The organism is Povalibacter sp., from assembly GCF_036735925.1.
Taxonomy (GTDB): Bacteria; Pseudomonadota; Gammaproteobacteria; order Steroidobacterales; family Steroidobacteraceae; genus Steroidobacter.
The window spans coordinates 75,177-99,508 of sequence record NZ_DAINNK010000003.1 but is presented as its reverse complement, the minus strand read 5'-3'; the positions used below and the strand labels follow the sequence as shown (position 1 = coordinate 99,508).

Sequence of the window (24,332 nt, the reverse complement as noted above, 5' to 3'; positions counted from 1 at the left end):
CTCGATTCCTCAGTGCCTGGGGGCAGGCGCGATCACCCGTAGTACTGCGAACAAGAGTGACTCAATGGCCAGTTCGCGCTGTAACGCCGTGCGGACCAGCTGCGCCTTGAGCGCGCGGATCTGGTCCACGACCCCGTAGATTGCACTTATGTTCAACGTGGCAGGCAGACTTGGCAAGTGCGTCGATCTCGCGGGGAACGTGAACAGATCGGCAGTTCCGCCAATTCCCCTGCGGGCGACCGAGGTCAGCCACAGGTCGAGCCAGGTCAGGCGGTTCGGCAGCTCGGGCAGTTCGTTCTTTTTCGTCCATTCGGCTGCGACATGCGTCACATCGGCGCGACCGGACACCAGCGCGTTGAGTGCGCCCTGCATGTCCGAATCGAGCGTGGAAAACCGTTCCCCCGCGAATTCCAGGGCGCGCAAGGGTGCGTTGCCGGTGAACTCGATGAGTGCGCGATCGGCCACGCTGCCGGTTTCCTGCTGCAGCCACTGCAGGGTTTCCTGCGCCGGCGGGCTGCTCACCGAGAGTTTCTGGCAGCGACTGCGTACCGTCGGCAGCAGCGACGAAGGTTTCGATGTAACCAGGATCAGCACGCTGCGCGGAGTCGGTTCCTCGAGCGTCTTGAGCAGGCTGTTCGCCGCCTGCGGCGTCATCTGGTGCGCCGGATCCACGATCACGACCTTGTAACCCTGCAAGTAGCTCGTCTGCGTCAGCTTCGCGACGGCGTCGTCACGGATCTGATCCACCGAGATCAGTTGCTTGCCCTCCTCCGGGCGTACCCAGTGAAGGTCTGGATGCGACCCCGCGGCGATGAGCTGGCAGCTCGCACACTTGCCGCAGTGCTGGAGCGTGACGGTCGACGACTCGCAGAGCACCGCGGCGGCGAGCCATGCCGCAAGCTGGCGCGTGCCGAGTCCATCGGCGCCCTGCAGCAGGATCGCATGCGGCAGGCGGTCTGCTTCCCAGGCAGATTTCATCTGTTCGATGGCCGCCGCGTGCCAGGGATAGAGTCGCGGCGCAGGCGGCAACGCGGATGTTTCTTCAGCCATCGAGCCGCTCCTGGATTGCTGCACGAATGGCCGTCGCGACCGACTCGCGGTCACCGGACGCGTCGATCACTGCAAAGCGCTGCGGTTCCTGACGCGCGCGATCGAGATAGGCGTTGCGGACGCGCTCGAAGAAGCTGCGCTGCTCGCGTTCGAACCGGTCGATGTTGCCGGCGGCCGTGTTGCGATCCTGTGCGCGTGCTGCCGTCAGATCCAGGGGCGCGTCGAGCAACAGAGTCAGATCGGGTCGCAGATCGCCCTGGACCAGTTTCTCCAGAATCGAAATCTGCGAGATATCCATGCCGCGTCCGCCGCCCTGGTAGGCGTACGTCGCATCCGTGAAGCGGTCGCAGACGACCCAGGTTCCCCGCTGCAGCGCCGGACGGATGACATTGTCGAGATGCGTCGACCGGGCAGCGAACATCAGCAGCAGCTCGCAGATGGCCGGCATCGGTTCGCTGGAGTTTTCCAGCAGCAGCTCGCGGATGCGTTCGGCCCGCGCCGTCCCGCCCGGCTCGCGCGTGAACAGCACATCGCGGTTCGTCTGCGCGAACCACTCGCGCAGCGTCGCGAGCTGCGTCGATTTGCCGACGCCCTCGCCGCCTTCGATGGTGATGAACTTGCCGCGGGTCATTTCGCCGTCTGCTGCTGCCGCAATTGCCGCAGGTATCGTTGCACGGCGGCATTGTGCTCGGCCAGCGTGGCCGAGAAGTAATGACTGCCGTCGCCCTTGCCGGTCGCGACGAAGAACAGCGCGCCCGTCATTTCCGGCCGCACCGCCGCCTGCAGCGAACGGCTGCCCGGCAGCGCGATCGGCGTCGGCGGCAGGCCGGAGCGCGTGTAGGTGTTGTACGGCGTGTCGCGCAGCAGGTCGACGCGACGGATGTTGCCGTCGTAGTTCTCGATGCCGTAGATGACCGTCGGATCGGTCTGCAGTCGCATGCCGCGCTTGAGCCGTTCGATGAAGACGCCGCCGATCTTCGCCCGCTCGCTGTCGAGCGCCGTCTCCTTTTCAATGATCGAGGCCAGAATCAGCGCTTCGTACTTCGTGGCGAGCGGCAGGTCCGCAGCGCGGCTTTCCCAGGCCGCCTCCAGTTCGCCCTGCATACGTCGGTAGGCCATCCGCAGCAGGTCCAGATCCGACGTGCCGCGCGGAAACCGGTAGGTGTCCGGAAAGAACTGGCCTTCGGGATGAATGCCGTCGGCGCCCAGACTGCGCATGACCTCGGCCGAATCCTTTCCCGACAGCGTCTGCGCGATCGACTCATCCGCCGTCATGAGCTTGCGAATGTCCGCGAAGCGGGCGCCTTCGATGAAGGTGACGCCGTGCAGGATGACCTGACCGGAACTCAGCGTATCGAGCAGGCTGCGGGGAGTGGCGCCGGGGGCTAGCGCGTACTCGCCGGCTTTGAGTCCCCCCTGGCGCTGGGTCAGTCGCGCCCAGACGATCCAGACGTCGGGCTGGTCGAGCCAGCCTCGCTGATTCAACTGCATGGCGACGGTGCGAAGAGACGCGCCCTTCTCGACTTCGAATGTGGCCGTTTCATGCAGTCCCGCGATGGGCGTCTGCAGCCAGACATGGGTCCGCCATGCGATCAAGGCCGCCGCCGCAGCGGCCACGACGATCAGCGCCATCACGATGCGCAGAAGGCTTCGCATCACAGTGCCAGCGCCTGGGACAATTGTGCAGCCACGGGAAACGTTTCCCAGGATTGGTCCTGCAACTGATTCACCGGACGGATGCCGCGCACGGCATTGGTCAGGAACACCTCAGTCGCCTCCGCGAGATCGTGCGGCCAGAGCGGCTCTTCGCTGCAGGACACGCCCAGCTGCAACGCGACCCGCAATACCTGCGCGCGCATCACGCCGCGAACACCGCAGAAACGCAGATCGGGCGTCAGCAGTGCCCCGCCCTTCACGATGAAGACGTTGCCTGCCGTCGCGCTGACCAGTTCGCCCTCGGTATCGCACAGCAATCCCTCGTCGATCGCGGTGTCGTGCCACTCGTTCTGTGCCAGCACTTCCTCGAGTCGATTGAGATGCTTCATGCCGGCGAGCGCCGGATTGCGGCTCAGGCGTGTGTCGCACCAGCGCAGTTTCAGGCCGCCGCGCTTGTCCGGCGCTGGCGCGGGATGAACGGTCAGTGTTCGATTGGTCCGTGACATCGGGTCAGGCCGGTAGCCTCTGCCGCCTGCGCCTCGCGTGATGACGATCTTCAGCACGCCCTCGCGATGCGCTGCAGCGAGGATGGCGATATCGGCGCTCAGCTCGGCGGGAAACGCAATGCCGAGGCGCCGGCAACTGTCCTGCAGACGCTGCAGGTGCGCGTCGAGAAAGCGCACCTTTCCATCGCTCAGCCGCATCGTCTCGAACAGGCCATCGCCATAGTTGAAGCCGCGATCGTCGACCGGCAGCGCGTGAGCCGGATCATCGATGGGTGCGCCATTGTGCAATCCGGCGACGCTCACTGCGCGATCTCCGTCAGCGCACGCAGTACGCCGCGCGCTTTCGCACGCGATTCGTCCAGTTCGCGCTCGGGGATCGAGTCAGCGACGACTCCAGCGCCCGCGCGCAGCGAAACACGGTTGCCACGCACTTCCAGCGACCGGATGAGGATATTGAAATCCATGCTGCCATCGCGGTTCAGATAGCCGAGGGAGCCAGTGTATGCGCCGCGCGGCGTGCGTTCGAGTTCCGCGATGATCTCCATGCAGCGGACCTTGGGACAGCCGGTGATCGTGCCGCCTGGAAAGACTGCGGCGAGCACCTGTCCCGGCGTAATGTCGTCCCGCAGGCGGCCGCGGACGTTGGAAACGATGTGGTGCACGTGCTCGTAGGATTCGATGGTCATGAATTCATCGACCTGGACACTGCCGGCCTCGCAGATGCGGCCGAGATCGTTGCGCTCCAGATCGATGAGCATGACGTGCTCGGCGCGTTCCTTGGGATGCGCATGCAGTTCGCGAATGAGATTCGCATCGGACTGCGAATCGCGGCCTCGCGGCCTCGTGCCGGCAATCGGGCGCGTTTCGACGATCCGGTCGCGCACGGCAACCAGTCGCTCCGGCGACGAACTGACGATGGCGATGTCATCCAGCACCGCCAGTCCGCAGAAAGGACCGGGATTGGTCCGTCGCAGGCGTTCGTACAGATGCACGGGCGTCACGCCGTCGCGCAGACGCGCATGCCAGCCGCGCGACAGATTCACCTGGTAGATGTCGCCGGCGGCGATGTAGTCGAGCGCGCGTGCGACTGTGTCGAGATAGTCCGACGGTGCGTCTTCGACGACGTCGCTGTCGATCAATGCCTGTGGTTTCGAGGATGCCGGCCGCGCGGCCGCGAGATCGGCTTCGATCACATCGAGCAATGAGGCGCTGGCTGCTTCGGCCACGATCCAGCCCTGCCCCGTGTCGCGTCGATGAATGACGCCCGCAGGTATCCGGACGGCCTGCGCAATCGAGCCGGCGCTTCGAGGCAATCGCAGACGCGGTTCGATCTGTGCAGCAAGCTCGTAGCCGAGATACACCAGCCAGCCGCCATGAAACGGCAGCGCCGAGTCGACGCGCGCCGCGCGCTCCTGCGACCACCACGCATCCAGTGCAGCGAGGAATGTGCCTTCCTGTCCGCCCGAGAGCCGTTGATCCGACTGCAACGTCAGGCGCTCGCCGGGAAAGGCGAAAAGAATATCGAACCGCCCCAGCGGTTCCGCCGCAGCGGCACTTTCGAAGAGTGCGGGATAACGCCGCGGATTCGCAGCGTGCAGATCGAGCAGCGCGGTCGGCGAGACCGAAACAGGTCGGACCGCCGGCGCGGCGCTCATGTCCCGGATCAGAGCTTGCGGAAGATCAGGCTTCCGTTCGTGCCGCCGAAGCCGAACGAATTCGACAGGGCCACGTCGATCGACATCGGGCGCGCCGTCTTCGGCACGTAGTCCAGATCGCAGCCTTCGCCCGGGTTGTCGAGGTTGATGGTCGGCGGCGCGACCTGATCGCGGATCGCCAGCACCGAGAAGATCGCTTCGACTGCGCCGGCCGCGCCGAGCAGATGCCCGGTCATGGACTTGGTCGAACTCACGGCGAGTTTCGCGGCGTGATCGCCGAAGCAGCGCTTCATGGCCAGCGTCTCGGCACGGTCGCCCAGATCGGTCGAGGTGGCGTGCGCATTGATGTACTGGACGTCGGACGGATTCAGCTTCGCATCGCGCAGCGCGTTGGCCATCGCGAGTCGCGCGCCTTCGCCGTCATCCGGCGGCGCGGTGATGTGATGGGCATCGCCGCTCATGCCGAAGCCGACGAGTTCGGCATAGATGCGCGCACCGCGCGCCTTGGCGTGTTCGTATTCTTCGAGCGTCAGTGCGCCCGCGCCATCGGACAGCACGAAGCCATCTCGATCGCGATCCCACGGACGGCTGGCCGCCTGCGGATCGTCATTGCGGGTCGACAGCGCGCGCGCCTGGCAGAAGCTGCCGAGACCCAGCGGCGTGGTCGCCATTTCGCCGGCACCGGCGATCATGACGTCGGCATCGCCGTACTGAATGAGTCGTGCCGCAAGACCGATGGCATGCGTCGATGTCGTGCAGGCCGTGACCGTGGCGATGTTCGGCCCGGTGAGCTTCAACTGGATCGACACATGGCCGGAGATCATATTGATGATGCTGCCCGGCACGAAGAACGGAGAGATCTTCTTCGGGCTGTGCGTCTCGATGTATTTCTCGTAGTTCTCTTCGATCGTGTGCAGGCCGCCGATGCCGGCGCCCATCGCGACACCGATACGCGGCGAATTTTCCGGCGTAACGGTCAGGCCCGAATCCTTGAAGGCCTCGATCGCGGCGGCGTAGCCGTAATGCATGAACGGATCCATGCGCCGCAGTTCCTTCGCCGGCAGATACTTTTCGGCATCGAAGTCGGCGACCGGCCCATGGAAGCGGACCGGAAAGGCGCTGACATCGAAGGTCTGGATCGGCCCGATGCCGCTCTTGCCGGCCAGTACGTTCTTCCATGCCTCTTCGACGGCACTGCCGACGGGAGAAATGATGCCCAGACCGGTGATGACGACGCGTCGCTTGGACAAGCGCTTACCTCGGAGATCGGCGGTGGAAGAAGGAAATCAAATCGAGTGGTCGGCCTGCCCTCCGTGGCGGATCGACCCGTTGCCTGAAGAGGTGCGCACGCCGACGGCTGCGCACCTTGAGTACTTCAGGCCTGTTCGTCTCAGGCTTGTGCGCGGCGTTCGGTGATGTAGTCGATCGCCTGCTGCACAGTGGTGATCTTCTCGGCGTCCTCGTCCGGAATCTCGGTTTCGAACTCTTCTTCCAGCGCCATCACCAGCTCGACGGTGTCGAGGGAATCGGCGCCCAGATCGTCGACGAAGGAAGCGTCGTTGGTGACTTCTTCTTCTTTGACGCCCAACTGTTCGGCGACGATGGCTTTGACCTGCTGTTCAATACTGCTCATTGCTGTACGAGTCCTCTGTGAGACTGCTTGAAACCCTTCCAAAGACCGACCCTTTTATTGTGGGGAGGGTCGTACGGGGGGCGTATTCTAAGTTAAGTGACTGAGGCGGCCAACATTTCCGAATGAGGCCGCATAACAACGACTTGACATCTTCAAACCATGTACATGCCGCCGTTCACGTGCAGCGTTTCCCCGGTGATGTAACTCGCCTGGGGCGATGCGAGAAACGCGACGGCATGGGCAATGTCTTCCGGGGCGCCGAGACGGCCCAGGGCGACCTGGTTCGCGAGCTGTTGTTGCTGTTCCGCCGCAAGTTGCGCCGTCATGTCGGTGGCGATGAATCCGGGCGCCACGACGTTCACGGTGATGTTGCGTGAGCCAACCTCGCGAGCCAGCGATTTGCTGAAACCGATGATGCCGGCCTTGGCGGCGGCGTAGTTGGTCTGGCCGGCGTTACCCATCACACCGACGACGGAAGCGATGTTGATGATGCGGCCGCGACGCGCCTTCATCATGCCGCGCAGCACGGCCTTCGACAGGCGAAACACCGAGGCGAGATTCGTGTTCATGATCTCGTCCCATTCCTCCGCCTTCATGCGCAGCAGCAGGTTGTCGCGCGTGATGCCGGCATTGTTCACCAGCACGGTGACCGGGCCTTCCTTACCTTCGATGTCCTTGAGTGCAGCGTCGACCGAATCCTGCTGCGATACATTCAGCACGAGGCCGCGACCCTTGAAGCCGCCTTCGCTCAGCCACTGGGTGATGCCCTGCGCACCGCTCTCGCTGGTCGCCGTCCCGATGACCGTCGCACCGCGCTGCGCGAGTTCCTGCGCGATGGCGCGACCGATGCCGCGCGACGCGCCGGTGACCAGCGCAATGTCTTCGTTCATGGAAACAGGGGTCATGCGTTCTCCTTGCATGCCTGCAATGCGGCCTGCAGCGAATCGCCGTCTTCGATCGCGAGCATCGCGATCTCCTTGTTCTTTTCGATGCGTCGATTGAGACCCGTGAGCACGCGGCCCGGACCGCATTCAACGATCACGCGCGCACCGCCGGCGACGATCGCCTGGATCGTCTGCGTCCAGCGCACCGGCTTGACGAGCTGCTGCACCAGCGCTTCGCGGATGCTGTCGGCATCGCCATGTTTGCGGACGTCGACGGTGTAGATGTCGCGCACCTGCGGTGCGTCGAAATGCGTGTCCTTGAGCCGCTGCGCGAGTTTCTCGGCCGCGGGAGCCATCATCGCGCTGTGCGACGGTACGCTGACCGGCAGCTTGATGGCGCGCTTCGCGCCGCGCGCCTTGAGCAGTTCGATCGCACGATCGACGGCGGAAGCGGCACCGGCGATGACGATCTGTCCGGGCGAATTGAAATTGGCGGATTGCACGACGTCGCCTTGCGCCGCTTCTGCACAGGCCGCTTCGACATCGGCATCCTCGGCGCCGAGGATCGCGGCCATCGCGCCCTGTCCGGCGGGAACCGCAGCCTGCATGGCCCGGCCGCGAAACTGCACGAGTGCGGCTGCCGTCTTGAAATCGAGCGCGCCCGAAGCGACCAGTGCGGAATACTCGCCGAGGCTGTGACCTGCCATCGCTGCCGGCATTCCGCCGCCATGCTTGCGCCACACCCGCCATGTCGCGACACCGGCCGCGAGCATCGCGGGCTGGGTGCGTTCGGTTTCGCCGAGCAGGGCTTCCGGCCCCTCCTGGCACAGCTTCCAGAGGTCATAGCCGAGCACATCGGAGGCTTCGGCAAATGTTTCCTGCACCAGCGGCTCGGCGCCGGCGAGCGCGCTCAGCATGCCGACCGACTGCGAACCCTGCCCCGGAAAGACGAAGGCGAACGTCATCTATTGATCCTGACTGGGAAAAACGGCGCGCGATTATAGCGATCAGCGCCGTGCTGGCCAGCGCTGCAGATACAGGCAAACCCCGAGCGCTCCCAGAAATCCGCCGACGGCGCCATACAGATGCGCATCGACGATCACGGGCATGTCGCCAGAAAGTGGCAATGCGCCCTGCCATTGCTCCCAGACCAGCTTGCCGACCAGCACCAGGGTCAACGTCAACGCGAGGGACCTGCTTTCGTGCCGCCACCCGGCCACGGCGCCGGCCGCCAGGGCGCCATGAAGCACCCCCGACAGACCCACATACCACTGCAGTTGTGGCTCAAAAAGAACAAACCCCACGTCGATGCTGACCGCGCTGGCGAGCAGCACGATCAGCCATTGCCGGGGGGTGTAATCGCGTCCGAACAGGGTCGCGATCAGGGCCGCGCCCATCACATTCAATAGGAGATGCGCAATGCCGCCGTGGACGAGATGCCCGGTCAGCAGCCGCCAGTACGCGCCTTCCAGGACCGCGGCGCGCTCGTAACGCAATGCAAGACGAACCGGTTCGCCGCCGAACTCCAGCAGAACGGACACGGCGCAAAGCAGTCCAAGCAGCCACAGTCCATGGACGCGGCTGCCTTGCCGTGCAGGCTGTGAACCTGTCGTGTCCCGGCGACCCTCGCTCATGCTTTCATCCTGCTTTGTTATGATCCGGCGCGTTTCGCAGGGTCGCTTTCAGCATCATGGCTCTGTGTCGATTCTCATAAGGATTGCATGACATGCCCGTTACCCGTGTCTCCCGACTGACCTCGCTGCGTCTCGCGCGCGGCTTCACACTGATCGAAATCATGGTCGTGGTGGTCATCCTCGGCATTCTGGCCGCGCTGGTCGCGCCGAATGTCATTCGCCGCATCGACGATGCGCAGATCGCCAAGGCCAAGCAGGATATCCGTTCGTACGAAACCGCCCTGAACCTGTTCCGCATGGACAACTTCAAGTATCCGACGACCGATCAGGGACTCGCTGCGCTCGTCGCCAAGCCTGGCGACACCTCGATCCGCAACTGGCGCGAAGGCGGTTACATCAGCGGCCTGCGCAAGGATCCGTGGGGCAACGATTACCACTACCAGAATCCCGGTTCGCACGGCGAGTACGATCTGTTCACGCTGGGAGCCGACGGCGTCGAAGGCGGCGAAGGCATCAATGCCGACGTCGGCAACTGGACCATAGAGTAACGAGTTGCGCCGTTCGACGGCGCAGCCATTTCCGGCACCCGCCGGCTTCCCATGCCAGGCATCCACCGGTCCACGCATCCCTCTTCGCATCGCGCGACATCGCGTAGCGCGGCGGGCTTCACGTTGCTGGAAATTCTGGTCGTCATCATCGTCATCGGCGTCATCGTGGCCTCGGCGACGCTGTCGATCGGCGTGCTCGGCCGCGACCGCGAATCCGAAGAACAGATGCAGCGCATCTGGGCCGTCCTCAAACAGGCGCGCGAGGAAACGGAACTGCAGGGTCTGGATCTCGGCATGTTCGTCTCGGCGACCGGCTATGAATTCCTGCGCTACGACGGCCGCGAAAAGCGCTGGCTGCCCATCGATGGCGATCCGCTGTTCGCTCCGCGCGTCGCACCCGAGGGCTTGCGTTTCCGCCTGTGGGTGGAAGCGCGCGAGATCGTCATGAAGCCCGGCCCGGTGGATCGCTCCGACAAGGACGAGGACAAGAAGTGGCTGCCGCAGATCTTCATTCTGTCGAGCGGCGATGTCATGCCCTTCGAACTGCAGGTCGAGCGCGATTCCGAACCGGCCATCTGGCGCGTGGTCTCGCTACCCGACACCGATCTGCGCCTCGAGCGGCGCACGGGCATGGAGCCCTGGGCGGTCATCGCGCAGACCAGGCCGCCGACCGACAAGGACAAAGAGAAGGACGCGCGCAATGCGAAGCGCTGATTCCTTCCGCCGGCGTCTGCGCGGCTTCACGCTGATCGAAGTGCTGGCTGCGCTCGTGATCGTCTCGCTCGGCATGCTCGCCGTGATCCAGGCCGTCAGCGAAACCGCACGCAACAGCACCTACGTACGCGACAAGACCGTGGCGCACTGGGTGGCGATGAACCAGCTCACCCTGACCCGTCTCGCACCCAGCCCGCCCAAGATCGACAAGACCTCCGACGAAGTCGAAATGGCCGACCGCCGCTGGCGCTGGACCATGGAAGTCACGCAGAGCCCGCTCGAGAGCGTGCGCCGCATCGAAGTCAGCGTGCGCCCGGAAGATGCCGACGAGAAATCGTCGCTCGCCTTCGTGACCGGCTTCTATGGCACGGCGATCGCCCCACCCGGTACGACCGCGGTGCTCTGGCAGCAATCGGGGAACGAACAGGGCGACGGCAAGGACGATGGCAAGAAGGACGACGACAAGAAAGATCAGGACCCGCCGCCGCCCGCTCAGCCAGATCCGGGCGAACCGGTCGACACGCCCGTCATTCCGGAACCGGAGCCGACCGAGTGAAGCCCATCGCGCACACGGGTGGATCGAAGGCGCGCGGCTTCACGCTGCTCGAAGTGCTGATCGCGGTCGCGATCTTCGTCATCGTCGGCATGCTGGCGATGACGGGCTACAACGAACTGATGAAGCAGACCGATCGCGTCGATGAAGGCACCGCACGTACCCGCGCCATCCAGGCGACGATGATGCGCATGAGCCAGGATTTCGCCCTGCTCGAACCGCGCGCGGTGCGCCCTGCGCTCGGCGAGGATCCTGTTCCCGCCTTGCGCGCGGGCGGCGAAACCGGCGGCATCGAGCTCACGCATTCCGGATGGAGCAATCCCGCGGGCGTGCCGCGCCCGACGCTGCAGCGCGTTTCCTATCGACTGGAAGACACGGAGCTCTATCGCGACTACTGGCCGGTGCTCGACCGGACCCAGAGCGTCGAGCCGGTGAGCGTCGTGCTGCTCGACAGGGTGAAGAGCGTGTCGGTGCGCTACATGGGCGCCGATCGCGACTGGAAGGAACAGTGGCCGCCGCTCGGTTTCTCCGGTCCGACGCTGCGCTATGCCCTGCCCATCGCCGTAGAGATCACGCTGGAGCTCGAAGACTGGGGCAAGATCGTGCGGGTCGTGGAGGTCGCGGGATGAGATCCGGGCGACAGGCGACAGGCGACAGGCGACAGGCCGCAAAACATCAGCGCGGCGTCGCGTTGATCACGGCGGTGCTGATCGTGGCGCTGGCCACCATTCTCGCGGTGAACGTCGGCTTCAAGGCCTATCTCGACCAGCGTCGCGCCGCGACCATGTTCGCGCTCGACCAGGGATTCGAAGTGGCGATGGGCGCCGAAGCCTGGGCGGCCGACATCCTGAAACGCGATGCGTCGAACGGCGGTTCGAAGGTCGACGACTTCACGGAGGAATGGGCGACGCCGATTCCGCCGATTCCCGTCGATGGCGGCGAAGTCGCCGGCCAGCTCGAAGACATGCAGGGCCGGTTCAATCTCAACAGCCTCGTCAAGGTCGACAACGGCGAACTCGTGGCCGATCCGGCCGCCGTGCAGCGCTTCAAGAATCTGCTGGCGCTGCTGGAACTCGAAGACAAGTGGGCCGACATGATCGTCGACTGGCTCGACTCCGACATCAACCCGAACTTCCCCGACGGCGCCGAGGACAACGTCTACACCTCGCTGACGCCGGCCTACCGGCCGCCGAACATGCGCATCACCCGCGCCAGCGAACTGCTGGCATTGAACGAGTTCGGCCTCGAGCGCTACCGGCGCCTCGAACCGTTCGTCACCGCATTGCCGCCGGGAACGGCAATCAATCTGTGTACCGCAGCGCCCGAAGTGCTCGACGCGCTGCTCGGCAATGGCGTGAGCCAGTTCACGCGCGATCGCAAGAACGTCATCGAGATGCGCAAGCTGCGCTGCTTTCCCAGTCTCCAGGATTTCAATGCGCAGCTCGATGCCAAGGTCAGACAGGAGTATCAGGACGGCCGCGTCATCGACGAGAGCAGCAGTTACTTCCGCGCCAACGTCTGGGTCACTATTGGCACTACCCAGTTCACCCTGTACAGTCTTCTGAATCGTACCAATGGAATGGTGCGTCCCATCCTGAGAAGCTTCGGAACCGACTGATGACAGAAGCGCTGGTCATCCGCCTCAAACCCACTTCGTCCGCCGTCGCAAGCGACGTTCCGCAATCCATCGATGCTGAATGGATCGCCGTCGATGGCAGCGGTGCGCGTCACGGCAATGTGCAATCCGGTCCGCTGGCCAATGCCGCCGGGTTTGCCGGCGGTCGCAAAGTGATCGTCATCGTTCCGGGCACCGACGTCTATCTCGCCGAACCCGTCCTGCCGGTGAAGAGCGGCGCCAAGCTGCTGCAGGTGGTGCCGTTCGCGCTGGAAGAACAGATGGCGACCGACATCGACGATCTGCACTTCGCCGTCGGACGTCGCGACGATCGTCCCGGCACGCCCGTCGCCGCCGTTGCGCGCGAACAGATGCAGTCCTGGGTGGAGGCATTGCGCAGTGCCAGTCTCCACGTCGATGCGATCTATCCGGAGACGGCCGCCCTGCCCGTCACGCCCAACGGCGTCACGCTCCTGGTCGACGACGCGCGCGTGTTCGTGCAGCGCGAAGCGACACCCGGTGCGGTCCTCGACGTGCAGCCGCTGATCGAAGCGGTGCAGCTCGGGCTGGCATCGGGCGACGACTCGCGCGAACACGTGACGATCTACCTGACCGAAAGCGTGTACGAGCACGAGCGCGACCTGTTCGAAGGTCTGCGCGAGTTCACGGCCAGCCTGCAACTGAAGCTGCTGCCCGACGGCCCGCTGCCGCTGCTGGCGGCCAACGTGATGACGAAGCCGTCGATCAATCTGCTGCAGGGCGCCTTCGCGCCGAAGACCCGCCTGCGCATGTCGTTCGCGCCGTGGCGTTATGCGGCCGCATTGCTGGTCGCCTTCCTCGCGCTGCATGTCGGGCTCAATGCCTGGCAGTTCTTCGATCTGCAGCGCAAGGAGCAACGCCTCGACGCCGAGATCGCACAGGTGTTCCAGCAGGCGATGCCGGGAGCACCGGTGCCGGATGCAATTGGTGCGCGCAAGCAGGTCGAGATGCGGCTCAATGCCTTGCGCGGCAGCGGCCCGACCAGCGGCGTGCTCACGACGCTGGGCATGCTCGTCGACGCGATGGCCCAGGCGCCGGGCGCCAGCCTCGAAGCCCTGTCGTACCGCGACAGGGCCACCGATCTCCGAATCCTTGCCCCTTCCGTCGATCAGCTCGACAAGATCCAGCACGTTGCCGTCGAACGCGGTTTCTCCGCCGAGATCCAGTCGGCCAGTCCCCGCGATTCGAAGATCGAAGGGCGTCTGAAACTCAAGCAGTCGGGCGCCTGAGACAGGAAGCACGTTCATGCAGAAGATCCAGGACTGGTACCGAACCCTCAAACCGCGCGAACGCGTCATCGTGCTCGCGGGCGGCCTCATCGTCGTCGCTGTCGCCCTCTATACGCTGGCCCTCGCACCGTTCTACAAGGCGCTGCATGAGCGCAGCGAACGCGTGCAGCGCAAGGAAGCGGATCTGGCCTGGATGCGCAGCGTCGCGGGCGAGGTCCTGACGCTCGGCGCCAATCAGCCGATCGGCAGCGGACCCACGGGCGAATCGCTGGTCGTTCTCGTCGATCGCACGGCGCGCGAGTGCGGTGTCGGCTCGGCGCTCACCGGCCAGACGCCGAACGGTGACAACGGCATCCGCGTGCGCCTCGAGGCGGCGGCCTTCAACGTCCTCGTGAAATGCCTGGGCAACCTGCAACAGGCCCACGCCATCAGCATCGAACAGGCCACGTTCGACAAGGCATCGCGTCCCGGTCTCGTCAACGCCAGCCTCGTGCTGAATCGCGCTCCCACCTGAATGAAAAAAGTCTGGCTCATGGTCGCGCTCGGCGTCGCGGCCTATCTCGTGTTTGCGCTGGTCACGGTGCCGGCCAGCGTCGTCGCTTCGTTCCTGCCGCCGGGCGTGGTGGCTGCCGGAACGGAAGGAACGGCCTGGAATGGACGGGCGGCGACCGTCGTCGTGGGTGGGGCGCCGATCGGTAGCATCACGTGGAAACTTCATGCATTGCCGCTGCTGGCCCTGAAGCTGAAGGCCGATGTGAAGGTGACGCGCAGCGACGGTTTTCTGCAGGCAACCGTTGCGACTTCCGGCGGCGAAGATCTCTCGCTGACCCAGTTCACCGGCTCGCTGCCGCTGGCCTCATTGCCGCCCGGGGCGATGCCCGGCGGCTGGACAGGTACGTTGAACATGCGACTGGCGCGACTGGACCTCACGAACGGATGGCCGGTCGGTGCCGACGGCACCCTCGAAGTCATCGATCTCGTCGGGCCGGCACGCAAGCCGGTCGGGATGGGCAGCTACAAGATCATCTTCCCGCCCGAACTCACCGGCAATGAACTGGTCGGCGCGCTGTCCGACATGGGCGGCCCGCTGGAGATCGCGGGCAACGTCCGGCTGAGCGCCAATCGCAGTTATCTCATCGAAGGCTCCGTGGCCACCCGACCCGAGGCAAGCCAGTCCATGACGGATTCGCTGCAGATCCTCGGCACGCCCGATGCCCAGGGGCGACGTCCCTTCTCGCTCTCGGGAACGATGTAAATCCGCCCTGCCCGCAGTTCCTGCGCGGCGCTACACTCCCGCCCGATTCCTGGCCAACGCCGGCCGCCCGAATCGCATCCTCGGATCGTTCTTCAAGAGCAATTCCAACCGGGAGAATTTATGCGATCACTCACCGATTCCCGTACCGCGCGCGTCGTTCTCATGACGTCGATCGCGATCCTCGTGACCGCGTGCGGCAAGAAGCAGGAAGAAGCCGCTGCGCCCGCCGCTGCAACGTCAGCCGCCGCCACGACCGCGCTCGAGGGCCAGGTCGATATCGTGGCCTGGCCGGGCTATATCGAGCGCGGTGAAACCGACAGGAGCTACGACTGGGTCAGCAAGTTCGAAACCGATACCGGTTGCAAGGTCAATGTGAAGACCGCCGGCACGTCCGACGAGATGGTCTCGCTGATGACCCAGGGCGGCTACGATCTCGTCACCGCCTCCGGCGACGCCTCGTTGCGGCTCATTCGCGGCGGTACGGTGCAGCCCGTCGACATCGCGCGCGTTCCTTCGTACGACACGCTCGACCCGCGCATCAAGGAAGCCCCGTGGCACTTCGTCGATGGCAAGCACTACGGCGTGCCCTACCAGTGGGGACCCAACGTGCTCATGTACAACACGACCGTCTTCAAGGACGCGCCCACCTCATGGAAGATCCTGTTCGAAGAACAGAAACTTCCGGACGGCAAGAGCAACAAGGGCCGCATCCAGGCCTACGACGGTCCGATCTACATCGCCGACGCCGCGCTCTACCTGATGAGCACCAAGCCTGAGCTCGGCATCAAGGATCCCTACGAACTGACCGAGGCCCAGTACACGGCGGCGCTCGACCTGCTGCGCAAGCAGCATCCGCTGGTGCAGCGCTACTGGCACGACGCCAACGTGCAGGTGCAGGACTTCACGAATGAAGGCGTCGTCGCCTCCAGCACCTGGCCCTTCCAGGTCAATACGCTGATTGCCAACAAGCAGCCTGTTGCCAGCACGGTTCCAGCCGAAGGCGCCACCGGCTGGGCCGATACCACGATGATGCATTCCAGCGCGAAGCATCCGAACTGCGCATACCAATGGCTGGAGTGGTCGATCTCGCCCAAGGTGCAGGGCGATGTGGCCTCGTGGTTCGGATCGCTGCCCGTCGTTCCCGCCGCCTGCAACGGCAACGATCTGCTCGGTGCCGAAGGCTGCAAGAACAACGGCTTCGACAACTTCGAAAAGATCCATTTCTGGCGCACGCCGGAATCGAAGTGCGCCACCCAGGGCGACGCCTGCGTACCGTACAGCCGCTGGGCGACCGATTACGTCGCCATCATGGGCGGTCGCTGAGCAGGAGATTTCACACGGAGATCACGGAGCACACAGAGTTCGGAAAAGGGAGATTTCACACAGAGATCACAGAGAACACAGAGATAGAAATCTGTTCCGAACTCTGTGCTCTCCGTGCTCTCTGTGTGAAATCTTGTTTCTGTTCTCCGCGGTCTCCGTGAACTCCGTGTGAAACACTGACTTTCCCATTCCATGACTGCCGCCATCGAGTTTCGGGATGTCTCGCGCGTCTATGGGGACGTGCGAGCGGTCGACCATGTCTCGCTGCAGATCGGCAGCGGCGAATTCTTCGCCATGCTCGGTCCGTCGGGATCGGGCAAGACCACCTGCCTGCGGCTGGTGGCGGGTTTCGACATCCCCGACAACGGATACATTCTGCTCGACGGCAAGGACGTCACCGGGCTGCCGCCGTACGAGCGCGACGTCAACACCGTCTTCCAGGACTACGCGCTGTTTCCGCACATGAGCGTGCTGGAGAACGTTGCGTATGGCCTGCGGGTGCGCAAGGTCGCGCGCGTGGAACAGCAACGCCGCGCCATGGAAATGCTGGAGCTCGTCAAGCTCGGCGCACTCGCGCAACGCCGCCCGTCTCAGCTCTCGGGCGGACAACGCCAGCGCGTGTCGCTCGCGCGTGCGCTCATCAACCGGCCGCGCGTGCTGCTGCTCGATGAACCGCTCGGTGCGCTCGATCTCAAGCTGCGCGAGGAAATGCAGATCGAACTGAAGAATCTGCAGCGCCAGCTCGCGATCACCTTCGTATTCGTCACGCACGACCAGGGCGAAGCGCTGTCGATGGCGGATCGCGTCGCCGTGTTCAATCACGGCAGGCTGGAACAGCTCGACTCGCCGCGCACGCTCTATACGCGTCCGGCCACGGAATTCGTCGCGCGCTTCGTCGGCAGCGCCAATGTCGCCGGTCGCGAGCTTGCCCGGCAACTCACTGGCATCGCACAGCCCTTCGCGGTACGTGCGGAGAAGATCCGCATCCAGCCCGCGAGTCGGCCGCCGGCGCCCGGCGCGATTCATTGCGACGGCAAGCTGGTCGATATCCAGTATCACGGCGCGACCAGCCGCTGCCATGTGCAGCTCGCCGGCGGCGAGATGTTTGCCGCATCCGTCAGTCACCAGGCCGACCTCGAACACACCGCCATCGGCGCGCCCGTCACGCTGCACTGGTCTGCCGACGACGCCGTGCCGCTCGTCGGAGACAGCGGATGAGCATGGCGGTGACAACATCGGTCGGCGCACCGGGCGGCTGGTTCCGCGGCGCCTCGACGTTCCTGTATCGCCGCCCTGCTTTCTATCTCTCGCTGCTGCTGGTTCCGCCGCTGCTGTGGTTCGGCACGGTGTACCTGGGCTCGCTGTTCCTGCTGCTGGCGAACAGCTTCTATGCCATCGACGAGTTCACCGCGAAGATCGTTTACGAACCGACGCTCGCGACATTCAGGCAGGTGTTCACGCAGCCGGCGCACATCGACATCATCGTGCGCACCGTGGTGATGGCGCTCGCAGTGACCGTAGCGTCTGCCTTCATCGCCTTTCCCGTCGCCAACTACATGGCACGTCATGCGACGCCGCGCCTCAAGGCACTGTGCTACGTCGGCGTGATGCTGCCGATGTGGACCAGCTATCTGGTGAAGGTCTACGCCTGGCGACTCATTCTCGCCAAGCAGGGCATCCTGAGCTGGCTGGTGGATTCGCTGGGACTCACACCCGTGCTGGAAACGATGCTCGAACTGCCGGCGGTCGGCGGTCCGTCGCTCGCCTCCTCCTATCTCGGCATGTTCATCGTGTTCGTGTACATGTGGCTGCCGTACATGATCCTGCCGCTCGCTGCCGCACTCGAGCGTGTCCCGAATGCATTGCTGCAGGCATCCGCCGATCTGGGTGCGCGACCGTTGCAGACCTTCCGCAACGTCACGTTGCCGCTGGCATTGCCAGGGCTGGCGGCAGGCTCGGTTTTCACCTTCTCGCTCACGCTGGGCGACTACATCATTCCGAGCGTCGTCGGCGCGCCCGGCTATTTCATCGGCATGATGGTCTACCAGCAACAGGGAACGGCGGGCAATCTGCCGCTCGCGGCCGCCTTCTCGGTCGTGCCGATCGTCCTGATCATGATCTACCTGACGCTGGTGAAACGCGCCGGAGCCCTCGATGCGCTCTGATGCACGATCGAACCGGGCTTCCTGGCCGACGCGACTCGGCGCGCTGTTCGGACTCGCGTTCCTGAATCTGCCGGTGCTCGTGATCATTCTCTACGCATTCACGACCGACGATCGTACCTACGCGTTTCCGCTGCCTGGCGTGACCCTGCACTGGTTCGAAGCGGCCCTTGCTCGCTCGGACATCTGGGCGGCGATGCGCCTGTCGCTGGGCGTCGCCGCGCTTGCGACGTTGTTCGCCATCATCCTCGGCACGCTCACGGCGCTGGCCCTGGCGCGTTCGCGCTTCTGGGGCCGCGAAGCGATCACGTTCGTACTCATCCTGCCCATCGCCCTGCCCGGCATTGTCACCGGCATCGCGCTGCTCGCTGCGATCAAGGCCGCGCACGTCGATCCCGGCTTCTGGACCATCGTCGCCGGCCACACGACGTTCTGCACTGTCATCGTCTACAACAACGTGGTCGCGCGATTGCGGCGGATGCCGCACAACTGGATCGAAGCCTCGATGGATCTAGGCGCCGACGGCGCGCAGACTTTCCGCTACATCGTGCTGCCGCAGATGGCCACCGCGCTGCTTGCCGGCGGCATGCTGGCCTTCGCACTGTCGTTCGATGAAATCATCGTCACGCTGTTCACGGCGGGACACGACGAAACGCTGCCGATCTGGTTCTTCAACGAACTCTTCCGGCCGCGCGAGCGGCCCATCACCAACGTCGTCGCCGTCATCGTGATGGCGGTGACGCTGCTTCCCATCCTGCTGGCCTACTACCTGACGCGACCGGCGGAAGAGCAGACATGAGGCGTAAGAGTTTCACACGGAGATCACGGAGCACACGGAGCCGGAGATCAAGAGAGAAGAATTTCCACGGGGAAGAAGGGGGACACGGGGAACACGGGGTCTCGGAACAGAAATTTTCTTTCCCCGTGTTCCCCGTGTCCCCCCTTCTTCCCCCGTGGAAACTCTTCCTTCTTGATCTCCGTGGTCTCCGTGATCTCCGTGTGAAATCTCCTTCTCCTTCGAAACGAGGTCGACATGAACACAAAGCTGCTGATCAATGGCAAGTTCGTCGCCGGCAGGGGTTCGAAGGAAGACGTCCTCGATCCCGCCACCGGCAAGGTCATTACGACGGTGGCGGAGGCCTCCGACGAACAGGTTGCCGCCGCGGTGGAAGCCGCGTCGAAAGCCTTCGCGAACTGGTCGGCAACCGTGCCGAAGGACCGTGCGGCACTGCTGCTCAAGGTGGCCGATCACATCGAAAGCGAAGGTGAGGAATACGCGCGGCTGGAATCGATGAACTGCGGCAAGCCGTATGCGGCAGTGCTGGGCGATGAGATCCCGGCGATCGCCGATGTCTTCCGCTTTTTCGCGGGTGCTGCCCGCGCGCAGCACGGCGCGGTTGCCGGCGAGTATCTGCCCGGCTTCACCAGCATGATCCGGCGCGATCCTGTGGGGGTCGTCGCCTCCATCGCGCCCTGGAACTATCCACTGATGATGGCGGCGTGGAAGCTGTCGCCGGCGCTGGCCGCGGGCAATACCGTCGTCATCAAGCCTTCCGAGCAAACGCCGCTGACGGCGTTGAAGCTGGCAACGAAACTCGCCGAACTGTTTCCGCCGGGCGTCGTGAATGTGATCTTCGGCCGCGGTTCGTCCGTCGGTGCTTCGCTGATCTCGCAACCGGGAGTGGCGATGATTTCGCTGACCGGCGATGTCGGCACCGGCGAGAAGGTGCTGCAGGCAGCTTCGAAGAGCATCAAGCGCACGCACCTCGAACTCGGCGGCAAGGCGCCGGTGATCGTCTTCGACGACGCCGATCTCGAATCCGTCGTCGGCGGCGTACGCACATTCGGCTTCTACAACGCAGGCCAGGACTGCACGGCTGCGTGCCGCATCTACGCCGGGCCGAAGATCTACGACAGGCTCGTCGCCGATCTCACGTCCGCCGCCGCATCGATCAAGGTCGGCAAACAGAAGGATGATGGCGTCGAGATGGGGCCGCTGATCAGCGCCAGGCAACGCACGCGAGTCGCCGGGTTCGTCGAACGCGCGGCCGACAGGAAGCACATCGAGATCACGACCGGCGGCAAGGTCCGCAGTGGCGGCGGATTCTTCTATGAACCGACCGTCGTTGCCGGCGCCCGGCAGAGCGACGAAATCGTGCAGCGCGAAGTGTTCGGACCGGTCGTCTCGGTGACCCGATTCAAGGACGCCGACCAGGCCATCGAATGGGCGAACGACTCCGACTACGGCCTCGCCTCTTCCGTGTGGACGAACGATGTCGCCAAGGCGATGCGCGTCGCCTCGCGACTGCAGTACGGCTGCACGTGGATCAACACCCACTTCATGCTGGTCAGCGAAATGCCGCACGGCGGCATGAAACGGTCGGGCTACGGCAAGGACCTGTCCGCATACGCGCTGGAGGACTACAGCGTCGTGCGGCACGTCATGGTGAAGCTCTGAAACGGAAAGCCCGCCATGAAGGCGGGCTTTCCGGTGCGACGATGCGCGACTCGCGATTACTGACGGCGACGGCGGCGTGCCAGGCCGGCACCCAGCAGGCCCATGCCGAGCAGGCCCAGGGTGGCCGGTTCGGGAACGCTGGTGGTGGCGAACGCATGATTGTCGGACTCGAACGCGAACTGCGTGGTCGAGAAATCGATGCGATCGAACGTCGTGTCGAAGAGGAAGTTCACATAGCGGTTGGAACCGGCGGCCGTCTGGTCGCCCAGCGCGGTGCCGGAAGCAATCACGTCCTTGCCGGTGATGGTCGCAAGCAGCGAACCGTTGCTGTAGAAGCTCAGCGTGTTGTAGTCGTCGATCGATCCCCAGTAGAGACCGAAGTAGTTGTACGACGTGCCGGCGTCCGCCTGGAACGTGCCCGTGCCCGAGGCCTGCGGCCAGGCAACCGAGTAGTAATTCGTAGTGTCGCCGGCCGGTGCGGCGGACTCACCGCTGATCGAGGTGTCCAGCACGTTGCCGGCACCGGTGTAGTTGCCGGGTTTTACGAGGCTGCCCTCGAAATCGAATACCGTTGCACCCGCAACCGTCGTGGTCTGGCCTTCGGTGAACGTTGTGATGTATGCGGCGTTCGCGGCCATCGGGGCAGACAGCAGCGCCATCGACACAGCCTTGCAAAGCAGGTTCATGAGAGCGGTTTCTCCGTGTTTCCGGGGCGGCATCAGTGCCGCGTGCCCGTATGAGTGCAGCATTCGGGCCAGCCGCGGAAATACCGGCATTCCTGCCGTTCCCTCGGCGCCAGTGTCAGTCCTGCCGACAGCCAGGCGCTCTCGTACCCGACATAACGACGTCGACCGTTCGCCCTGCAGGACACTTCGCAACACGCCTTCCGGACACTGGCCGCAAGGCGCTCATCGACCGATTCTGCAACCACCGAATTTTCCCGAGCCGACATGGAGTGAACGATGGCCACCCAGCGCCGCAAGACGACCCGCAAAAGCACCGCCCCTTCGCGCAAGACCGGCGAGACCAACGTGCGAATCCTCAGTGCCGCCGACGGCGAATCCGGCCGGGCACGAACGATCCTGTACGTGCACGGCATCGGCAACAAACCGCCGGCCGAGATCCTGAAGTGCCAGTGGGACGAGGCCCTGTTCGGCTTCAATCTCGGCGAACGCAGCCGGCTCGCCTACTGGGTGAACCGCGTCCTCTATCCGCTGCCGACCAAGGCGAGCTGCAAGATGGCGGATGCCACGCAGGATCTCACCTCGGCGACGGCCGACGCTGTGGCCATCCGGGCGCTGGCTGACGCCGATGAAGGCATCGAGCCGCTGCTGCCTGTCGATGCAGAAAAGAAAAGCGAACGCGACGTGCTGCGACGGATCGCCGAACGCGCCCTCCATTCACCACCGTCCTCGACGCAGATCGGCGCGGCCGATTTCCATGCCCGCGTCCTGCCGCTGCCGAAGCCGTTGCGCGAGTTCATCACCCGGCGCATCACCAAGGCCTTCCTCAAGGACGTCAACGAATTCCTGTTCGTGAAGGAACGCCGCGATGCCATGCGCGAAAGCGTGCTGTCGCGGCTGCGCACGGGCGGCGGCCCGTTCATCGTCATCGCTCACAGCCAGGGTTCGATGGTCGCCTACGATGCGTTGAGCACGCTCACGCAGGCGGACGGCGTCGAGATCGATCTGCTGATCACGATCGGCTCGCCGCTGGGACTCAAGGAAGTGCAGGACCAGCTCAAGACCATCACCAACCAGAAGAAGGGACTGCGCGTGCCGCCCATCGTCAAACGCTGGGTGAACGTGGCCGATCCGCTCGATCCGGTGTGTGCCGACAAACGGCTTGCCGGCGACTACTCGCCGACCGATGGCGTTCGCGTCGAAGACATCGTGCAGTGGAATGCCGACTCGCCGCGCGACCCGCATTCGGGTTCGGGCTATCTGCGGCTTCCCGAAGTGCGCGGCCCGGTGCGCGCCGCGATCGATCGCGAACTGTTCCAGCGCATCGCGCCCTTCACCATCGCGCGCGACCTGGTCGCGCAGATGGAGGCCGGCGTCGCCGAGGAACGGCACGCGGTGCTGATCGAACTGCGCGATCAATGGGAACCGGGTGCGTCCTCGCGCCCGGCCGACACGGTGCGCGACGACGTCGTGCAGTGGATCAGGAGCGCGATCGGCAAGACGAAGCCGAAGCTGTCCGAGGACGACGTCGATCTCGAACCGCTCGCCAGCTATGTCGCGGCCAAGCTGACGCGCACGGAAATCGAGCGCATGTCCGAGGAGTTGCATCTGCAATCGGTGTACCGGGTGTTTCGCAATGCCCGCAAGCGCGCCCTGCTCGATCAGTCCATCAACGTCCTGCAGTGCGCCACCGCACACCGCGGCTACGATTCGCGCGGCCAGGGCATCGCCTGGGCCGTGCTCGATACGGGCATCGATCCACTGCATCCGCACTTCGGCTACGGCACCGGCAGTTCGAACATCGGCAATGTCTTCGATTGCCTGAGTCCCGGCGACATTCGCAGCTGGGATTCGAAGAAGGCGCCGCGGGTCGGCGTCGACGGCAACGGCCATGGCACGCACGTCGCAGGCATCATCGCGGGCAGCATTCACGATCTCGGCATCAGCGGCATTGCGCCTGCGGTGAAACTGCACTCCTACAAGGTCCTGAACGACGATGGCCGTGGCAGCGACGCCAAGATCATCAAGGCGCTCGACCATATCTATGAACTCAATCGCAATGCGTCGTCGCTCGTCATCCACGGCGTCAACCTGAGCCTCGGCGGCGCCTTCGATCCCGAAGCCTTCGGCTGCGGCGACACGCCGATCTGCAAGCAGCTGCGCAAGCTGTGGCGTCAGGGCGTCGTCGTCGTGCTCGCGGCGGGCAACGAGGGCTATCTGGAACTGCAGCAGGGTGATGAAGTCATCGGCCTGAACACCGATCTGTCGATCGGCGATCCGGCGAATCTCGACGAGGCGATCGCCGTCGGTTCCATCCACAAATCGAAGCCGCATCTCTACGGCATTTCCTATTTCAGTTCGCGCGGGCCGACGGCGGACGGCCGCTGCAAGCCGGATCTGGTGGCGCCGGGCGAGCGCATCGTGTCGTGTCGGGCCGGCGCCAATCCGAAGACCAAGACCCGCAGCAACCTGTACGTCGCCATGAGCGGTACCAGCATGGCGGCGCCGCATGTGTCCGGCGTCGTGGCCTGCTTCCTGTCCGCGCGTCGCGAGTTCATCGGATACCCGGAACGCGTCAAGCAGATCCTGCTCGATGCCTGCACGGACCTGAAGCGCGATCGCATGCACCAGGGCGCCGGCATGCCGAATCTGGTAAAGATGCTGCTGGGCAGTTGACGACGACATACGGCAACTACTGCTTTCGCGGCCCGCGGCAGGACGATGGGATAACGGCC

General features: G+C 64.4%; 25 protein-coding genes. 14 read left to right on the top strand and 11 right to left on the bottom strand.

Annotation, left to right across the window (positions count from 1 at the left end; all coding sequences use genetic code 11):
* Positions 1-9 precede the first annotated feature (9 nt).
* From holB to rrtA, 10 genes are all read right to left on the bottom strand, one after another.
* Complete coding sequence (gene holB / locus V7D81_RS01975; protein WP_324314108.1) at positions 10-1,050, bottom strand: DNA polymerase III subunit delta'; 1,041 nt, start codon at positions 1,048-1,050, stop codon at positions 10-12.
* On the bottom strand, positions 1,043-1,681 hold the full coding sequence (tmk, locus tag V7D81_RS01970; RefSeq protein WP_324314107.1) for a dTMP kinase: 639 nt from the start codon (positions 1,679-1,681) through the stop codon (positions 1,043-1,045). The genes holB and tmk overlap by 8 nt, the downstream gene beginning before the upstream one ends.
* Positions 1,678-2,706, bottom strand: a complete 1,029-nt coding sequence (mltG, locus tag V7D81_RS01965; protein WP_324314105.1) for an endolytic transglycosylase MltG — start codon at positions 2,704-2,706, stop codon at positions 1,678-1,680. The genes tmk and mltG overlap by 4 nt, the downstream gene beginning before the upstream one ends.
* Entirely contained in the window at positions 2,706-3,515 is an 810-nt protein-coding gene (pabC, locus tag V7D81_RS01960) for an aminodeoxychorismate lyase (protein ID WP_324314104.1), read from the bottom strand. The genes mltG and pabC overlap by 1 nt, the downstream gene beginning before the upstream one ends.
* Positions 3,512-4,867, bottom strand: a complete 1,356-nt coding sequence (locus V7D81_RS01955) for an aminodeoxychorismate synthase component I (RefSeq protein WP_324314103.1) — start codon at positions 4,865-4,867, stop codon at positions 3,512-3,514. The genes pabC and V7D81_RS01955 overlap by 4 nt, the downstream gene beginning before the upstream one ends.
* 8 nt (positions 4,868-4,875) lie before the next feature.
* Positions 4,876-6,117 (bottom strand): beta-ketoacyl-ACP synthase II, encoded by a 1,242-nt coding sequence (fabF, locus tag V7D81_RS01950; RefSeq protein ID WP_324314102.1) that lies wholly within the window; start codon positions 6,115-6,117, stop codon positions 4,876-4,878.
* 140 nt (positions 6,118-6,257) lie between these two features.
* On the bottom strand, positions 6,258-6,500 hold the full coding sequence (gene acpP / locus V7D81_RS01945) for an acyl carrier protein (protein ID WP_184329849.1): 243 nt from the start codon (positions 6,498-6,500) through the stop codon (positions 6,258-6,260).
* A gap of 152 nt (positions 6,501-6,652) precedes the next feature.
* Positions 6,653-7,405, bottom strand: coding sequence for a 3-oxoacyl-ACP reductase FabG (gene fabG / locus V7D81_RS01940; protein ID WP_349257589.1), 753 nt, complete (start codon positions 7,403-7,405; stop codon positions 6,653-6,655).
* Positions 7,402-8,349 carry an ACP S-malonyltransferase gene (gene fabD, locus V7D81_RS01935; protein ID WP_324314101.1) on the bottom strand — a complete coding sequence of 316 codons (948 nt, stop codon included), beginning with the start codon at positions 8,347-8,349 and terminating at the stop codon, positions 7,402-7,404. Before fabD ends, fabG begins: the two co-directional genes overlap by 4 nt.
* A 42-nt stretch (positions 8,350-8,391) precedes the next feature.
* Entirely contained in the window at positions 8,392-8,925 is a 534-nt protein-coding gene (rrtA, locus tag V7D81_RS01930; RefSeq protein ID WP_324314100.1) for a rhombosortase, read from the bottom strand.
* Positions 8,926-9,110: 185 nt separating this feature from the next.
* On the opposite strand from rrtA, the gene gspG reads away from it, so the two are divergent.
* From gspG to V7D81_RS01865, 13 genes are all read left to right on the top strand, one after another.
* Positions 9,111-9,566 (top strand): type II secretion system major pseudopilin GspG, encoded by a 456-nt coding sequence (gene gspG / locus V7D81_RS01925; protein ID WP_324314099.1) that lies wholly within the window; start codon positions 9,111-9,113, stop codon positions 9,564-9,566.
* Between the two features lie 51 nt (positions 9,567-9,617).
* On the top strand, positions 9,618-10,280 hold the full coding sequence (gspH, locus tag V7D81_RS01920) for a type II secretion system minor pseudopilin GspH (protein ID WP_324314098.1): 663 nt from the start codon (positions 9,618-9,620) through the stop codon (positions 10,278-10,280).
* Complete coding sequence (gspI, locus tag V7D81_RS01915) at positions 10,267-10,836, top strand: type II secretion system minor pseudopilin GspI (RefSeq protein WP_324314097.1); 570 nt, start codon at positions 10,267-10,269, stop codon at positions 10,834-10,836. The genes gspH and gspI overlap by 14 nt, the downstream gene beginning before the upstream one ends.
* The gene (gene gspJ, locus V7D81_RS01910; protein ID WP_324314096.1) at positions 10,833-11,462 is read left to right on the top strand and encodes a type II secretion system minor pseudopilin GspJ; all 630 of its coding nucleotides are present in this window, start codon (positions 10,833-10,835) and stop codon (positions 11,460-11,462) included. The genes gspI and gspJ overlap by 4 nt, the downstream gene beginning before the upstream one ends.
* A complete protein-coding gene (gene gspK, locus V7D81_RS01905) occupies positions 11,459-12,451 on the top strand; it encodes a type II secretion system minor pseudopilin GspK (RefSeq protein ID WP_324314095.1) in 993 nt (330 codons plus the stop codon). The genes gspJ and gspK overlap by 4 nt, the downstream gene beginning before the upstream one ends.
* Complete coding sequence (gene gspL, locus V7D81_RS01900; protein ID WP_324314094.1) at positions 12,451-13,716, top strand: type II secretion system protein GspL; 1,266 nt, start codon at positions 12,451-12,453, stop codon at positions 13,714-13,716. The genes gspK and gspL overlap by 1 nt, the downstream gene beginning before the upstream one ends.
* 16 nt (positions 13,717-13,732) lie before the next feature.
* Positions 13,733-14,230, top strand: a complete 498-nt coding sequence (locus V7D81_RS01895) for a type II secretion system protein M (RefSeq protein WP_324314093.1) — start codon at positions 13,733-13,735, stop codon at positions 14,228-14,230.
* A complete protein-coding gene (locus V7D81_RS01890; RefSeq protein ID WP_324314092.1) occupies positions 14,231-14,971 on the top strand; it encodes a type II secretion system protein N in 741 nt (246 codons plus the stop codon).
* A gap of 120 nt (positions 14,972-15,091) precedes the next feature.
* Positions 15,092-16,294 (top strand): ABC transporter substrate-binding protein, encoded by a 1,203-nt coding sequence (locus V7D81_RS01885; protein WP_324314091.1) that lies wholly within the window; start codon positions 15,092-15,094, stop codon positions 16,292-16,294.
* Between the two features lie 192 nt (positions 16,295-16,486).
* Entirely contained in the window at positions 16,487-17,512 is a 1,026-nt protein-coding gene (locus V7D81_RS01880) for an ABC transporter ATP-binding protein (protein ID WP_324314090.1), read from the top strand.
* The gene (locus V7D81_RS01875) at positions 17,509-18,459 is read left to right on the top strand and encodes an ABC transporter permease (protein WP_442958327.1); all 951 of its coding nucleotides are present in this window, start codon (positions 17,509-17,511) and stop codon (positions 18,457-18,459) included. Before V7D81_RS01880 ends, V7D81_RS01875 begins: the two co-directional genes overlap by 4 nt.
* Positions 18,449-19,255 (top strand): ABC transporter permease, encoded by an 807-nt coding sequence (locus tag V7D81_RS01870; RefSeq protein WP_324314088.1) that lies wholly within the window; start codon positions 18,449-18,451, stop codon positions 19,253-19,255. The genes V7D81_RS01875 and V7D81_RS01870 overlap by 11 nt, the downstream gene beginning before the upstream one ends.
* 234 nt (positions 19,256-19,489) lie before the next feature.
* Positions 19,490-20,914, top strand: coding sequence for a gamma-aminobutyraldehyde dehydrogenase (locus V7D81_RS01865; protein ID WP_324314087.1), 1,425 nt, complete (start codon positions 19,490-19,492; stop codon positions 20,912-20,914).
* A 56-nt stretch (positions 20,915-20,970) separates the two neighbouring features.
* Here the strand turns inward: V7D81_RS01865 and V7D81_RS01860 are convergent, their stop codons facing one another.
* Positions 20,971-21,600, bottom strand: coding sequence for an Npun_F0296 family exosortase-dependent surface protein (locus V7D81_RS01860; RefSeq protein ID WP_324314086.1), 630 nt, complete (start codon positions 21,598-21,600; stop codon positions 20,971-20,973).
* 276 nt (positions 21,601-21,876) lie between these two features.
* On the opposite strand from V7D81_RS01860, the gene V7D81_RS01855 reads away from it, so the two are divergent.
* Complete coding sequence (locus V7D81_RS01855; protein WP_324314085.1) at positions 21,877-24,273, top strand: S8 family peptidase; 2,397 nt, start codon at positions 21,877-21,879, stop codon at positions 24,271-24,273.
* Positions 24,274-24,332 lie beyond the last annotated feature (59 nt).